Source organism: Paenibacillus naphthalenovorans, assembly GCF_001465255.1.
Lineage (GTDB): Bacteria > Bacillota > Bacilli > Paenibacillales > NBRC-103111 > Paenibacillus_G > Paenibacillus_G naphthalenovorans.
In genome coordinates this window covers 4971779-4985157 of sequence record NZ_CP013652.1, presented here as the reverse complement: position 1 = coordinate 4985157, position 13379 = coordinate 4971779, and the positions used below count along the sequence as shown (strand labels likewise).

Here is a 13379-nt window from a genome sequence, read left to right as displayed (position 1 = left end):
CCTGCCGCCTCCTTATTTTCTTCGTTTCTTGAGCACCGGACGAATGTACCGGATGCTGATCAAGACCGCTGCTACCGCCAGCACGGCATAAACCGCCACAAACTCCTGCCACAGCTCAATCGGAGGGGCTTGATTCATCACGGAGCTGTTGTTATTCCACGTACGAAACGCCTCTCTTGAAATATCCGGCTCAAACAGGCTCAACAGCGCCGCCACCGGATTTAACCCAAGCACGTAGCCGATCCAGGAGTAAGTGGCAGTGCTGCTTTGATAAATCTGCCTCATCAAGCCTTGAAGAAACAAGAATAGCAGCCCCGTTGCCCCGAAAATGAACATCGTGAAGCCATACGTCACGATAACCGATACCATCGTCCGTTTGACCAGTGTCGAGAACATCACACCGAACGCCCCGAGTACGAACATGGTAAACACGTAAAACAAAAAGACAAGTACAAGCTGCTTCGGCGAGATGCCTCCAAACAAGAAGACGATGCTGTACACCGGCAGCGTCGCCAGAATGACAAGCAGCATAAAACTTAACGAGGAGACCAGCTTGCTTAAAATGATCGTAGCCGAGCTTTGCTGCGTGGTGAGCAGAATGCTCAGCGTTTGCTTTTCCCTTTCTCCGCTGACCACGCCCGCCGTCAAGCCCGGTGTCATGAAAGCGATGAGGACGAGCTGCGCCACGCTCAATACATAGAACATTTCACGGCTCTGATTCGGGTTGAAGCCGACCGGACCACCACGAAACCCGCCTATGTTCAAATAAATGAAGCCCAGCGCTATAAGCCCGATCGTAAGCAGGTAGAACATGAGCGCCAGCGGCGAACGGAACGTTCTCATCCGCAAGCGAAACTCCTTATCCAGCACGGGGTTGATCAGCTTGCTGCGCCAAGACATGCGATCCATCATGCCGAGTCCCCTCCTTTGGTGATTTCCAGGAATACATCCTCCAGATTCGTCTGCGCCTCGCTAAAGGATACGATCCGAAACCCTTTGGCTATCAAAGCGCCGAGGAGTTCCGCCTGCTCTTCATCCTGACCGCCGAAATGCGCGTGCACGCCTTGTTCATCCTCCAGCACCATCGAGACATGCGGCTGGTCGCGCAAAAATTCCGCGGCCTCCTTTTCTCCCTCCATGAGCCGGATATGCAGCGTCCGATTGGTTCGCATCCGGTTCTGGATGTCCTGTACCTTACCCTTGGCGATCAGTTCGCCATGCTCGATGACGCCAATCTCGTCAACCATCTCCGCAAGCTCCGGCAAAATGTGCGAGGAGATCATGATCGTTTTGCCCATCGATTTCAGCTCTTTTAAAATTTCCCGCATCTCAATACGGGCCCGGGGATCCAGCCCCGATGCCGGTTCGTCGAGGATCAGCAGCTCGGGATCATGGACAAGACACCGCGCCAGACACAGCCTCTGTTTCATTCCTCTGGATAACGAGTCGACGTAAAAGTCGGCTTTGTCCGTCAGATTGACAAGCTCGAGCAGCTGCGGAATCATTTTTTCCCGCTCCGCCCGGGGAATCCCGTAGCTCGCACCGTAAAAATGCAAATACTCGGTCGTCTTGAAATGATCGTACACGCCGAAGAAATCCGGCATATAACCAATCAGCTTGCGTACTTCCTGCGGGTGCCGCGTAACCTCGTAACCCCCAACCTTCGCCGTCCCGGAGGTCGGTGCAAGCAACGTCGCGAGGATCGACATCGTCGTCGATTTGCCCGCGCCGTTTGGTCCGACAAACCCAAAAACCGTTCCTTTGGCAATCGACATGCTCATCGATTTCAGCGCTGTGAAGCTGCCGTAGGTTTTGGTTAAGTTCTCAATTTCGATCATAGGCGTGGTCATCGTTTCACCGTTCCTTCCAAAGACACTTGCGGATAACGGAAGCTCAGATCCTGCGTCACCGTAGCCTTCAGCCTAATCGTCCGGCCTCCGATCAGCATATCGTTCTGCCGGCCGTCCTGCAGCACGAACACCGAACGCAAATCAAGCGGATCCCAATCCTTCCTGGCCTCGTTCCATATTTGCAGCGATAAATAAGGCGGCAAGCCTCCGGCGCTCTGAATGCGAAGCGTATCGTACTGTGCCCCCGGAATGACCGGGAGGTTATATTCGAACGTGAAATCGCCGCTGCCGGCAAACATATTGCCGTCCGGCTCGCGATGCATCTGCTGCAGATTGTTCTGTACAATGGACGGACTCAAATATCCGTAAGGGATGGAGATCTTGTCTCCCTGCACCACTTGAAGCTTCACTTCCTGCACCCACATGTTCAGTTGGTCGGATTGCGCCTTCCGGCCGTTGACCTGATACAACGATTCGTTATCCTTGCTCCAACCGATGATCATAGTTTCACCGCCTGCACCGGTGTTCCACAGCCTGTTCATGTAGGCATTGACCATTTGCCGCTCCCGGTTGAATACATCCGGCCCTCCGGTATGGTTATATGGAAACATCAACTGGCCGAAATCGATATAGCCTTGCGGTATCGTATTGATGCTGCCGCCGATCGTTTTTTTCTCTCCCGCCTTCAAATCGCCGACGGCAAACAGCTGGCGGTTATAGATCAAGCTGACGTTCGTTAAGTCCGACTTGGTTTGGTTCGTCACTTCGCCTTTGATTCCGTTTTGGTCAATGCTCGCCGCCACATCAAATTGGCCAAGAGGCTCGCTTTCCGCATGCTCCACCTGAGCTTTGCGGACGGACCAGTAAGGCACATCCGTCCACACAAGACGTGCAGCTTCATCCATGTACAAATATTGATCGGTTGCCCCGGCCAGTTCGCCATTCTGATTCATCGATCCGCGGTTTTCACTGAACGATACCACTTTAGCCGATTTCGGCAGCTGAAGCTCATAGGTTCCGCCGCTTGGAACGAATACCGCCGTTGCCGCACTTCGCGTGCCTTGGCCATTCCCGCTGAGCTCCAGCGTATTCAGCGTGTGAGTCATTACGGAGCTTTTGTCCGAGGCGCCTACGCTAAATATACCGATACTGGAGATGATGGAAAGGACGGGAATGATGACCCAGGCCCATTCGCGTTTATCCAATCGTTTCAGCAGTAAATATAACAATGGCGCCGCTATCAGGACGTACACCAGAAACAGCGTCAGCAATAAAAAGAAGGATGGCATCCTCATCGACGGGAAAAAATCGAGAATATACTGCAGGTCCCAGTACCGGTTCATGATATTGGTCTGGAATCCGTTCTTAGCCGCGGAGGTAACCAGGTGGGGTTGAAGCACCTGCTCCCACAGCTTCGGATTGCCCGTCCATGATGCCAGCGGCTGCAAGGATAAATCGTATCCTGCGTACCAGACCCGGCCTTTTTCCACCTCTTTGCTCACAAGCAGCGGAACCTGTCCTTCCTGCGCAAGCACATTCCCGGACTTCACCGCAGCGGAGGACACCGTAAACGGCTCCGTCAGGGTCAGCTCTTTGGCCGCCAAGTTCTCCAGAGAGCCCAGCTTGCTTAAAGAGATCGTGCCTTGGTAAGTGACTGGAGACAGGCTTTCGAATGCTTTGGCCGTCTTGGCATATCCCGCGCCGCCGGCCAGAATCAAGCTTCCCCCTCTGGCCACCCAGCCGTTAATCGCCTGTACCTGCTCCGGACTGAGCTGGTCGGTAGCTATATCATTAATCGCAATCGCATCCAGACCGTCGAGCATCATGGTTTCCGCGGGAAAGTCCGCCACATTCAAGCGGGATACACTCACGTCATAGCCCTGCGTATTCAATAGAGACAAAAAATTCAGCGTATCGGGATCGCGTGCCAGCACCCCTACCTGGGTAGAACGCACGCTTACCGTTTCAATATAATTGCTGCCTTTTGAGATCGGCACTAATGTCCCGCCTTCTACCGGACCCTGATAGAGCTTCACGACATTATTGCGGCTGTTCAGGGTCATGCCCGGCAGCGCCATCCATACGGTTTTCGTGCTCTGCCTGGGCAGCTCGACGTGCTTCACGTAGGTGATATCCTTGCCTCCCGTCTGACTTGCCACTTGTACGACCAAATCACCGCTTATATCCTCATGTGGACTGGTCAGCGTGAATTTGACAGGAAACCATCGGCCTTCCTTCATTTTTCCGTCGATGCCCGTCTGAATTTGCAGTTCGACTCCGGAAGTAGCCGGCGCTGCGCCAACCGTTCCTGCCATGATTTGAAAGGTCATGCAAAGCGCAAGCAGCAGGAGCAGCAGCCGACGGACCCCCTTTATTCTCTCTGATCGTAACCCTTCCATTGCGATCCTCCTAAGCATCGTATTATCCGCATAAATCCTATGACGAGAAAGCTCATTTAAAAGTTGCTGCTATAAAGAAAAGTTTGGAATGAAACTGGAAATCCCTCCTTTTTTTCAATACTATTAATTTGGAGGAGTGAAGCCATGAGTATGAGATACCTGTTTCATATACTGATGAGTATACGGGACGGAAACCCTTCAACCGCTAAAGACTATCGCATGCCGGAAGAGCAGTTTCGCGCTGACGTCGAGTCCAACGCTCGGCAGGAGGCTTCCGGAATCGATGCGCAGCGTGCTTAGCGGTTTCTCGAAACAGGTGAGGTTTCATTGGTTTTTAGACGAGTCGGAGCGTCTTGTCCTGCGAAAAAATGCCCGGACTTATCAAAGCGACAACGAAAACGTGCCTGAATTCAAGGAAAGGTCCATCTACAGCGGCGGTTATTTGGACTGCGGGCTGTGGGATCTGGATCAACTGACGGCTTTGGAGCAGCTCAGGGAGGATCTGGACTACCTTGACGAGAACGGCTGCAGAACCCATTGGGCCGACTCCCTGCTGTTTTGCAGCCACGGAAACGGAAGCTATTTTGGCATTGATCAAACGAGCGGAGAGGTCATTTATTTGTCCATGGACGGGATCATGCACGGCTGGCGGCTAGGTTATGATTTGCGTCTTTTATGCATCATTGGATTCATGTCGGCTGTGCCGGTCATTGGGGGCAAGATTTCATGCTGTTCTCTTCCGCTAACGCACCGTATATCGATCACACCAGCGATCATGCTCTGCTCGTGAAGCAGTGGCTCGGGATACAGCACTTCGGGTCCTAGATTATTTGCCGCAATCATGACAAAAAAGGGGATGGCGGATGTCCCTGATCTGTGGAGCAGACTGTGGATCTCAAATAAGGAGGAATAGCCGTGAAACAACCGAAAATACTAGACGGTATGCCGACTATGGAAGAGGTAAGGAACATCATGGGTACGTCACGTTAAACGGCAAGAGGAAGGACGATTCTCGTAATCTATCAATCGATGTTTAAAGATTGCCAGATTGGGTCATCCTTAGAGTATGTCAAGTATTCACGGGAGGTCCGGTATCATGAAATCCAGATGGTTTTTTATAGGGATGATCATAGCTGCACTATTGATTTGGAAGGGATTCGATGTCAGCGCCAATGCGAAATCTGACGCTCAGCGGCTGCTATCGTTATCCGACCGGGTCATGGAAGGTAATAAAAAGGTGCTTATCAAACAATTCAGCCCTTATTCCACGTTCATAAATAAAGAGGATTTTGCCGAGACAGCCGCGGAATTAAGCACGGTATTCGGTCTGCCTGTCAATCATCAGCTTGCGCATGAGGCCGATCATCTGGCATACAAAACGACGAAGACACTGCATGACGTAGTGCTTTCCTTGCTTTATACGGGCACCCTGCAGGACCGGTCAGCGTACCTTGTCCTCAGCCTGGAAACGGATAGCGAAACAGGGTTGGCGCACATTTTGGAGCTGCAGCAAGAGCTTGAGCAAAAAATGGCTTCCTTGAACATGCCGGTCCAGTGGAATGTGATGGTTCAAGGGGAGCTGCGGGGAAAACATGCGGCTGCAGGCGAATTTCTGCAGCGGCTGCCGCAGCTGTTGAATGCGGCAGAAGTAGAACGCTATACGGACAACGGGACGGTCAGCGTCTCTTATTTTTCTCGCGATCTTAAGGCCCGACTGCTTACGGGAGAACGGCAAATGAACCTTCAGGCAGCCGTCCATGAACATTCCGACACGGGCAAACAGAGAGTCACCTTGGGCGTTCCGGTCATCACCATGGAATATTGAGTGAAGCGGCTGAATCCATGCACTCGGCGGATGCTGGATTGAAAATCGGCTTGGCAGCGCAGTCGTCAGGCAGCGGAGCCGCATAAAAAAAACGTCCCCTTGACGGGGACGGTCAGCCGTGAGCGGTTCTATTGCTGTGAATTCGATGAATTGGACGACCTCGAAAGGAGGTCCATCGACCAGTCGATCATCCCGTTCATCATCGTTAAGATGAGATTGACGGCATCTTCGTCGCTCATCGGCTTAGTGGAGGATTGCTGGGCAATATAATTGTTCATCTTGTTCTCCAATTGGCTCGTTAAATCTTTGAGCTTGCTGAAATCGTTGGCCAGATCGGAGATGCTATTGCCATTGGAACCCCCGGAACTGGCGGAGCTTCCGCCGCTATCCTGTGAATCTTGGTTAGAAGCTTGTTGTCCTTGATTTTTTTTCGCCTGCTGTTTCAATAATGCCTTGATTTGCTCCAGTTCTTCCGTCAAATACTGGTTTTGTTCGGCTAATTGATCCATCTGGCCTTTCAGTTCGCGGTTACTGATCATCGTCTGACTCCTAACATACTGGATGATGTTTATAACGTAACCAAAATATTAAGTATTATCCGTTTCCGGTGTTCTGCCGGTGGCGGATTTGCCCGCCTTATCCCCATACGCCGCAAAAAAAGGCGCAAAAAAAAAGAAAAGCTTCTTGTAGAAGCCTTTCGGGCAAGAACCATTCGGTCCACAGAAAGCTTGGCCGCAAAAACGTAATCGGCCACCCGACAGCGTCTGAAGGCCGGAGCCTTTAGACACGCTGGCGGAGGTTCATGATGTTTATGACGGATACGATGCTCCCGCCGATCCGGGTCACGAAGCCGACAATCGGAATCCAGCTGACCAGTGAAAGCACGACATTAATGATGGTCATCACGAGGGTTCCATTAGAGGTCAATAACGCAATGATCAAGTTAACGACCGCCAGCGGAACGACCCAAGTACCCGACCAGGCGTATGCCAAAGGAATCATACCGATCAAATAACCAGCAGCAATTCCGATCTCGGATATCAACTGTATAAGGTTTAACAATCTAGCCGTTTGCGGATTCATTAAACTCACCCTTCCTATTTTACCCTGCAGATACATCCATATTATACAATTTCTGCACCTAGCCCGCTACAAAGGAAACGAAAACTCATCCGAATGTTTTCCCGCCCGGTTTCATTTTATGGATTCCGGCCAAAAAGGTATCGAGCAAAAAACGAAGGCTCACATGGAGGTCGAGCGGGAGTCCGAAGCCTCCACGCTGCTCAAGCGAGGCGAAGCCGTGGAGAATACTGCGCAAGCCTCGTACAGCGTGAAGCGCCGCTTCCCCCTCCAGATCGTAAGCCCTAAGCACGCGTACGACCAGATCCACGATTTCCGCTCCCGCCTTTTGGACGTCAGGGTCCTGCGGCTCGGGCGCGCGAAGGGTCGCTTCATACAATCCGGGATGGGTTTTGGCAAAAGCTACATAAGCTTCACCGAGCGCTCGCACCGCCTCATCTCCTGCGCGTCCTACCGCAGCGCGCGTCAATACGATGCGGAGCTGCTCGAGGCCATGGATCGCGAGCTTTTTGCGCAAGTCGTGAAGCCCGTTCACATGATTGTAGAGCGACGGGGGGCGAATCTTTAATTTGCCGGCAAGCGAGGCCAGAGTCACTTCATCGACGCCTTGCGTATCGGCAATTTCTGCAGCGGCTTGTATAATGGTTGGCAAGTCGAGGCCGATTCTTGGGGACATACCATTTGCTCCTTTACTAGAACGATTGATGATGCTTCAGATTCCGCCTGCTTCAGCAATAACGCGATCCATAGCGGCTTCGGGCTCCCTCAGCATGCGTCCGTGACCCACCGCAAGCAGCGAAGGACGGTAGTCCCTCAGCTTGAGTACGCTCTCTAGCGCCGCCTGCTTATTCCATGTAGCCCAGGCAGGAAAAGGGAACCATGGCCGAAGCTGTCCGGCTGCCGCAATACCGCCCCTGGTCTGCAAGGCATCGCCGGCGATGAGCGCATGCGTGCGCGTATCGAGAAAAGCCATCGAGCCCGGCGTATGCCCCGGCGCCGCTACAGCAAGCAGTGAACCGATCCGGTCTCCTTCCTGAAGACGAACGTCCTCCCTCGTCCGAACTTTACCCGAGATGCCGCCGCGAATTGGGGTATCCGGCTCGCCGGGCTCCAACGTGCGGTCTCCGGCAAGCAGCCGCGCATCCCTTGCGGAAATATGCACGGGAACATCGGGAAGCACTTGTTTGAGCGCGTCGAGAGCGCCTACGTGATCATCATGCGCATGGGTCAATACGATCCGGGTGATCGGCTTGCCGATCTGAGCGGCCGCCTGCATAATTCCCTTTGAGCTGTAAGGCAGTGCGGCATCCACCAGCGTCAAACCGTCATCTTCCTCCACCAAATAACAGTTCACGGGGAAAATGCGGGACAAAAACGTCAATTGGTATAAGCTATTTTCCCGAATGATTCTCATGGAACCATCTCCTTGTCACAAAAACTAATGATATTAGTTTTAATATAACTAACATTATTAGTTTATGCAAGTGCAAAAAGGACTGCCTCACGCTTGAGCAGCCCTTTTCCTTATCACTGCGCTATTTTTCCTCATCCTGCAGCCCGGATAGGTCAGGCGGCTGCCGATCCGTCACACAATTTGCACAAACGTGGAGATGATCGTTTGGAGCAATCCACTCCCCGGAATCTTCGATACTTCCGCAAACTTCACAGATGATGGGCATACGTCATTTCCTCCTGCCATATTTCGGGTACGTCAATCATGCAAATGTTATTCCGCAACGCCATCCTCCGTCTTGATTTCATACCCCAATTCATGAACGGCCTGCTCGAAATCACGAAAGGAGGCAGCCGTCTCGTCATAGGTAAATGTAGCCTTTTTTTTACTTAAGCTGACCTCCACGCTGTCGACACCCCAAACCTCATGCAGGGCGAGTCGGACTTTATTGACATCCTCCTGGTCATCCATACCTTGAACGACTACCGTTTTTGTAATCATGTCTGCTGCACCCCGTTCATCACCGTTACTGAGATTCCTTCAGCCCTTTGCCCATCCCCTGCAAAAATTTCGTCATCATGGATAGCGATGCGCCGGCTTCGGGTTCGCGCAATGTTTTGATGATCTCCCATAATCCCTGCTTCTTGGTTGGCGAATCGTCGGCGGCATATTCTACGCCGGCGGACAAGCCGTGAAAAATCGTTTGAAGCTTGTCCGGGTCCAACCGGCTCAAAAATTGAACGGCCCCTATCGCATTCTTTATGATTCGATGAGCACCGGGTTTATTCAACTGATGGATCCCGATGGAAGCGATTTGTTCGCTGTTTTTCAATATTCCCTGAATTGCATCCAGCACGCCCAGCCGGTCCAGTTCCTGGAGGATATCCAGCAATTTGACCAGCGGCTCGGGAGAGCCCGCGGCAGCTTGTACGATGTGCCGAACCGCTTGTGCCTCTTGCTCCGCCTGATCGGGTATGTGCTTTTCAATGTTGGTAATCGCCTTCGCCACGGCTGTCCCCCCCGTCAATGATCTCCGGAATCGGCGTATAGTCGGAACGCTTCCACTTTTCCTCTACCTTTACGCCGAGCTGCGGTACACGATGCCCAAAACGATGGTTCACGGGCGGAAGCGGCCGCTTCCCCTTCGGTTCCAATACTTCCATCTTCACTCCCATTTCTTTGAAATTCGGCGTGTGCGTAATCCGGTCGTGATAGCTGCTCGTCAAACGATTCACCGCAGACAGGTCTTCCGCCGAATTCATCGTCATATACAATTCATTGCCTTTCACCCGGTCCGTCACCTCTACCCGCACCTCCACTTTGCCATAGGGCGAGGTAAGACGAACCAATGCGCCATGATCAATGCCGCGTTCTTTAGCCAGTTCAGGCGATACCTCCACCCATTCGCTAGGCACCTTATGCGATATCCCTTTGGATTTGTAGGTCATGTTTCCTTCATGGAAATGCTCAAGCAATCGGCCGTTGTTCAAATGCAAATCGAATTCCTCTCCAGCTTCATACGGCGGTGTCCATTCCACCGGGAACAATCTGGCCTTTCCGTCGGGAAACGCGAACTTCTCCGTGTATAACAGAGGTGTATCCGTTCCGTCGGCCGCCACGGGCCACACCAGGCTCTTCCAGTCTTCCAGCCGTTCATAACTGACCCCTGCAAAAACAGGCGCGAGGCTTGCCGCCTCATCCATCAGCTCGGACGGATGCTTGTAGTTCCAATTAGCCCCAAGACGGTTAGCCATCTCTTGAATGATTTCCCAATCGGGCTTGGAATCGCCAAGAGGCTCGAACACCTTGTAAAAGCGCTGAATCCTTCTTTCCGTGTTGGTGAATGTCCCGTCCTTTTCAAGACTTGGCGCCGCGGGAAGCACCACATCGGCAAACTGGGCGGTTTTGGAAAAGAAAATATCCTGAACCACGAAAAATTCCAGCTTTTCGAATGCGGCCTGCACGTGATTCGAGTTGGAATCGACAAGCGCCATATCTTCCCCGAACAAATACAAGGCCTTCAGCTTGCCGTCATGAATCCCTTCGACCATCTGGTGGTTGTTCATACCCGGTTTTTCCGGAAGCTTCACGCCCCATGCCCGCTCATACCGGGCCCGGACGGTGTCGTTTTGTACAGCCTCATAGCCCGGAAACCATGCCGGCATCGTCCCGAAATCACAAGCCCCCTGAACATTGTTATGTCCCCGCAGAGGATAGGCCCCTGTACCTGGGCGCCCATAATTTCCTGTAATTAGCAGCAGATTGGATATCGCCGTGCTGGTATCCGTCGCCCCCATATGCTGGGTAATCCCCATGGCCCATAAAATACACGTCGCTTTGGACTCATGAATCATGGTTGCGATTCGAACGATCTCGTCTTTGGTTAGTCCGGTTTGCTCTTCTGCATAATCCAGCGTGTATAGGTCCAGGGATTTGATGTATTCCTCGAAACCGTTCACCCGTTGGTTGAGGAATTCTTTATCTTCCCATCCTTGCTCCAGAATGTACCTGGTCACAGCAGACAGCCAAATTAAATCGCTGCCCGGTTTGGGGCGAAGAAAAAGGTCCGCTCTCTCCCCCAATTCATGCTTTCTAAGATCGACGACCACCAATTTCTGGCCGTGGAGCTTATGAGCCCGTTTGACCCGCGTAGCCAGTACAGGATGAGATTCCGCCGGGTTCGCTCCGACCACCAACACCAATTCCGCACTGGCAATATCCACAATGGTTCCGGAATCGCCGCCGATTCCCACTGTACGCATCAGCCCCGCCGTAGCCGGAGACTGACAATAACGCGAGCAGTTATCTACGTTGTTCGTTCCCATCACAGCCCGGGCAAACTTTTGAAAGATGAAATTCTCCTCATTGCTGCATTTCGAGGAAGCAATATAGCCGATCGAATCGGGGCCATACGTTTCCTTCATTTCTTTCATTTTGCCGGCAATCAAGGTCAGAGCCTCATCCCATGTCGCCTCGACAAACGTATCCCCTTTGCGAATTAACGGCTTCGTTAATCTCTCTTCGCTGTTGACAAAATCCCAGCCGAACTTGCCTTTGATGCATGTCGAAATTCCGTTGACCGGGGCTTCCGCCTGCGGCTCGATTTTGAGAATTTTCCGGTCTTTGGTCCACACTTCAAAGCTGCACCCGACCCCGCAATAGGTACAAACGGTCTTGGTCCGCTTGATGCGGGATGTCCTCATCGCCGCTTCGACTTCCGAGATGGCAAAGATCTCCTGATACCCCGGTTCCACATTTTTGGTCAAATCAATCATCGGCAAAAGGAGAGTATTCGGGAGCCCCGTCAAATACCCCGCTTCACCCAGCATGGATTTTTCCATTAACGCATTGCACGGGCATACGGTTACGCAGTGTCCGCACGACACACAGGAGGACTGATCGATAGGAACCCCGTTATCCCACAGGACCCGCGGTTTTTCCAGACTCCAGTCAATCGTTAACGTTTCATTCACTTGCAGATCCTGGCACGCTTCAACGCACCGGCCGCAAAGGATGCATTGATCCGGCTCATAGCGATAAAAAGGATGCGAGTTGTCCGGAGGGTAAGGTTTCGGCGAAAATTCGTATTTTTGATGCTCGACCTGCAAATATTCCGCCGTATTATGTACGGTGCAGTTCCCGTTGTTATTGTCACAAACGGTACAGTACAGCTCATGATTTTCCAAAATCCGCTGTATGGCCTCCATTTGGGCGTCCTTGGCCCGCTTGGACTTGCTGTAGACCTTTAACCCGGGTACAGCCGGAGTGGCACAGGCCCGTTTTAATTCACCGTCTACTTCCACCATACACGTATCGCACGATTGAATCGCACCCAAGTTGGGATGATAACAGACGTGCGGGATGTAATCCTCGTTCGCTTTGGCTACCTCCAAAATCGTTTGATTCGGGGTACAGGTATATTCCTGGTCATTAATCCGAATAGCAAATGTCGGGTCCTTCATATACACACCACCTCTTATAGCTCCCCTATTGCCCATATGGTTTCCGAATTATAGAAAATCTAAACTCCATTTCAAAAAGAACAGGGGGCTGTAGTATAATAGACAGAAAACCACTGTGGTATGACGGAGGCTTTATGTGCGGCAGATATACGCTTACCGTTACGTTAGATGAATTGATGGTCCATTTTTACTCCAGCTTATCCGGTTCGGTCCGGCATCAACCCCGGTTCAACATCAGTCCTTCCCAGACGGTTTTAGCCGTCATCAACGACGGGGTCCATAACCGGATAGGACCGTTGAAGTGGGGGCTCATTCCCTCATGGTCCAAAGACGATAAAACGGCGCTCGCCAATGCCCGCGCCGAAACCTTGAAGGACAAGCCGGCATTTAAAGTTCCGTTTGCAAGAAAAAGATGCCTGATTCCTGCAGACAGCTTTTTTGAGTGGAAAAAGACGGAGGCGGGCAAGCAGCCGATGAGAATCATGCTGAAATCGGGAAAGCTCTTTAGCATGGCCGGCCTGTACGAAACATGGATTGCTCCCGATGGGCAGAAGATCAATAGCTGTACCATTATTACGACAACGGCGAATTCGCTGGTTGCCGGCATTCATCACCGGATGCCGGTGATTTTAAGCCCGCAGGATGAGGCCGTTTGGTTAAACAGGAATATACACGACCCGGAGGCGGCGCTTATGCCTCTTCTCAAACCTTATCCTGCAGAGGAAATGAAGGCCTATCCTGTTCCTTCATTAGTAGGAAATGCCAGGAACGATGTTCCCGAATGCATACAGCAGCTTGCTCCTTAAGAGA

At 52.1% G+C, this 13379-nt stretch carries 15 protein-coding genes; 4 read left to right on the top strand and 11 right to left on the bottom strand.

Annotation, left to right across the window (positions count from 1 at the left end):
- Positions 1 to 12 precede the first annotated feature (12 nt).
- The 3 genes from IJ22_RS24525 to IJ22_RS24515 are packed head-to-tail and all read right to left on the bottom strand — an operon-like array spanning position 13 to position 4249.
- Positions 13 to 912, bottom strand: a complete 900-nt coding sequence (locus tag IJ22_RS24525) for an ABC transporter permease (RefSeq protein ID WP_418007066.1) — start codon at positions 910 to 912, stop codon at positions 13 to 15.
- Entirely contained in the window at positions 909 to 1838 is a 930-nt protein-coding gene (locus IJ22_RS24520) for an ABC transporter ATP-binding protein (protein WP_062411136.1), read from the bottom strand. Before IJ22_RS24520 ends, IJ22_RS24525 begins: the two co-directional genes overlap by 4 nt.
- 8 nt (positions 1839 to 1846) lie before the next feature.
- A complete protein-coding gene (locus IJ22_RS24515; protein ID WP_062410658.1) occupies positions 1847 to 4249 on the bottom strand; it encodes a DUF7408 domain-containing protein in 2403 nt (800 codons plus the stop codon).
- Between the two features lie 144 nt (positions 4250 to 4393).
- Between IJ22_RS24515 and IJ22_RS26430 the strand changes: the two genes are divergently transcribed.
- The 3 genes from IJ22_RS26430 (at position 4394) to IJ22_RS24505 (ending at position 6074) form a co-directional block, all read left to right on the top strand.
- Positions 4394 to 4549, top strand: a complete 156-nt coding sequence (locus IJ22_RS26430) for a hypothetical protein (protein ID WP_160327409.1) — start codon at positions 4394 to 4396, stop codon at positions 4547 to 4549.
- Positions 4533 to 5039, top strand: coding sequence for an SMI1/KNR4 family protein (locus IJ22_RS24510; protein ID WP_062410657.1), 507 nt, complete (start codon positions 4533 to 4535; stop codon positions 5037 to 5039). The genes IJ22_RS26430 and IJ22_RS24510 overlap by 17 nt, the downstream gene beginning before the upstream one ends.
- Before the next feature lie 306 nt (positions 5040 to 5345).
- Complete coding sequence (locus IJ22_RS24505) at positions 5346 to 6074, top strand: YwmB family TATA-box binding protein (RefSeq protein WP_062410656.1); 729 nt, start codon at positions 5346 to 5348, stop codon at positions 6072 to 6074.
- 128 nt (positions 6075 to 6202) lie between these two features.
- Here the strand turns inward: IJ22_RS24505 and IJ22_RS24500 are convergent, their stop codons facing one another.
- From IJ22_RS24500 to fdhF, 8 genes are all read right to left on the bottom strand, one after another.
- Entirely contained in the window at positions 6203 to 6613 is a 411-nt protein-coding gene (locus IJ22_RS24500; RefSeq protein WP_054817388.1) for a hypothetical protein, read from the bottom strand.
- 241 nt (positions 6614 to 6854) lie between these two features.
- Positions 6855 to 7157: a hypothetical protein gene (locus IJ22_RS24495; RefSeq protein ID WP_054817387.1), complete on the bottom strand. Its 303-nt coding sequence runs from the start codon at positions 7155 to 7157 to the stop codon at positions 6855 to 6857.
- A gap of 85 nt (positions 7158 to 7242) precedes the next feature.
- Entirely contained in the window at positions 7243 to 7830 is a 588-nt protein-coding gene (locus IJ22_RS24490) for a TetR-like C-terminal domain-containing protein (protein ID WP_062410655.1), read from the bottom strand.
- A 36-nt stretch (positions 7831 to 7866) separates the two neighbouring features.
- Positions 7867 to 8568, bottom strand: coding sequence for an MBL fold metallo-hydrolase (locus IJ22_RS24485; protein WP_062410654.1), 702 nt, complete (start codon positions 8566 to 8568; stop codon positions 7867 to 7869).
- A 121-nt stretch (positions 8569 to 8689) separates the two neighbouring features.
- Entirely contained in the window at positions 8690 to 8833 is a 144-nt protein-coding gene (locus IJ22_RS26425) for a hypothetical protein (RefSeq protein WP_160327408.1), read from the bottom strand.
- Between the two features lie 47 nt (positions 8834 to 8880).
- Positions 8881 to 9108, bottom strand: a complete 228-nt coding sequence (locus tag IJ22_RS24480) for a heavy-metal-associated domain-containing protein (RefSeq protein ID WP_062410653.1) — start codon at positions 9106 to 9108, stop codon at positions 8881 to 8883.
- Positions 9109 to 9133: 25 nt separating this feature from the next.
- Positions 9134 to 9616, bottom strand: a complete 483-nt coding sequence (locus IJ22_RS24475) for a helical membrane plugin domain-containing protein (RefSeq protein ID WP_062410652.1) — start codon at positions 9614 to 9616, stop codon at positions 9134 to 9136.
- Entirely contained in the window at positions 9591 to 12569 is a 2979-nt protein-coding gene (fdhF, locus tag IJ22_RS24470) for a formate dehydrogenase subunit alpha (RefSeq protein ID WP_062410651.1), read from the bottom strand. Before fdhF ends, IJ22_RS24475 begins: the two co-directional genes overlap by 26 nt.
- Before the next feature lie 134 nt (positions 12570 to 12703).
- On the opposite strand from fdhF, the gene IJ22_RS24465 reads away from it, so the two are divergent.
- A complete protein-coding gene (locus tag IJ22_RS24465; RefSeq protein WP_062410650.1) occupies positions 12704 to 13375 on the top strand; it encodes an SOS response-associated peptidase in 672 nt (223 codons plus the stop codon).
- The last annotated feature ends 4 nt before the right edge of the window (positions 13376 to 13379 follow it).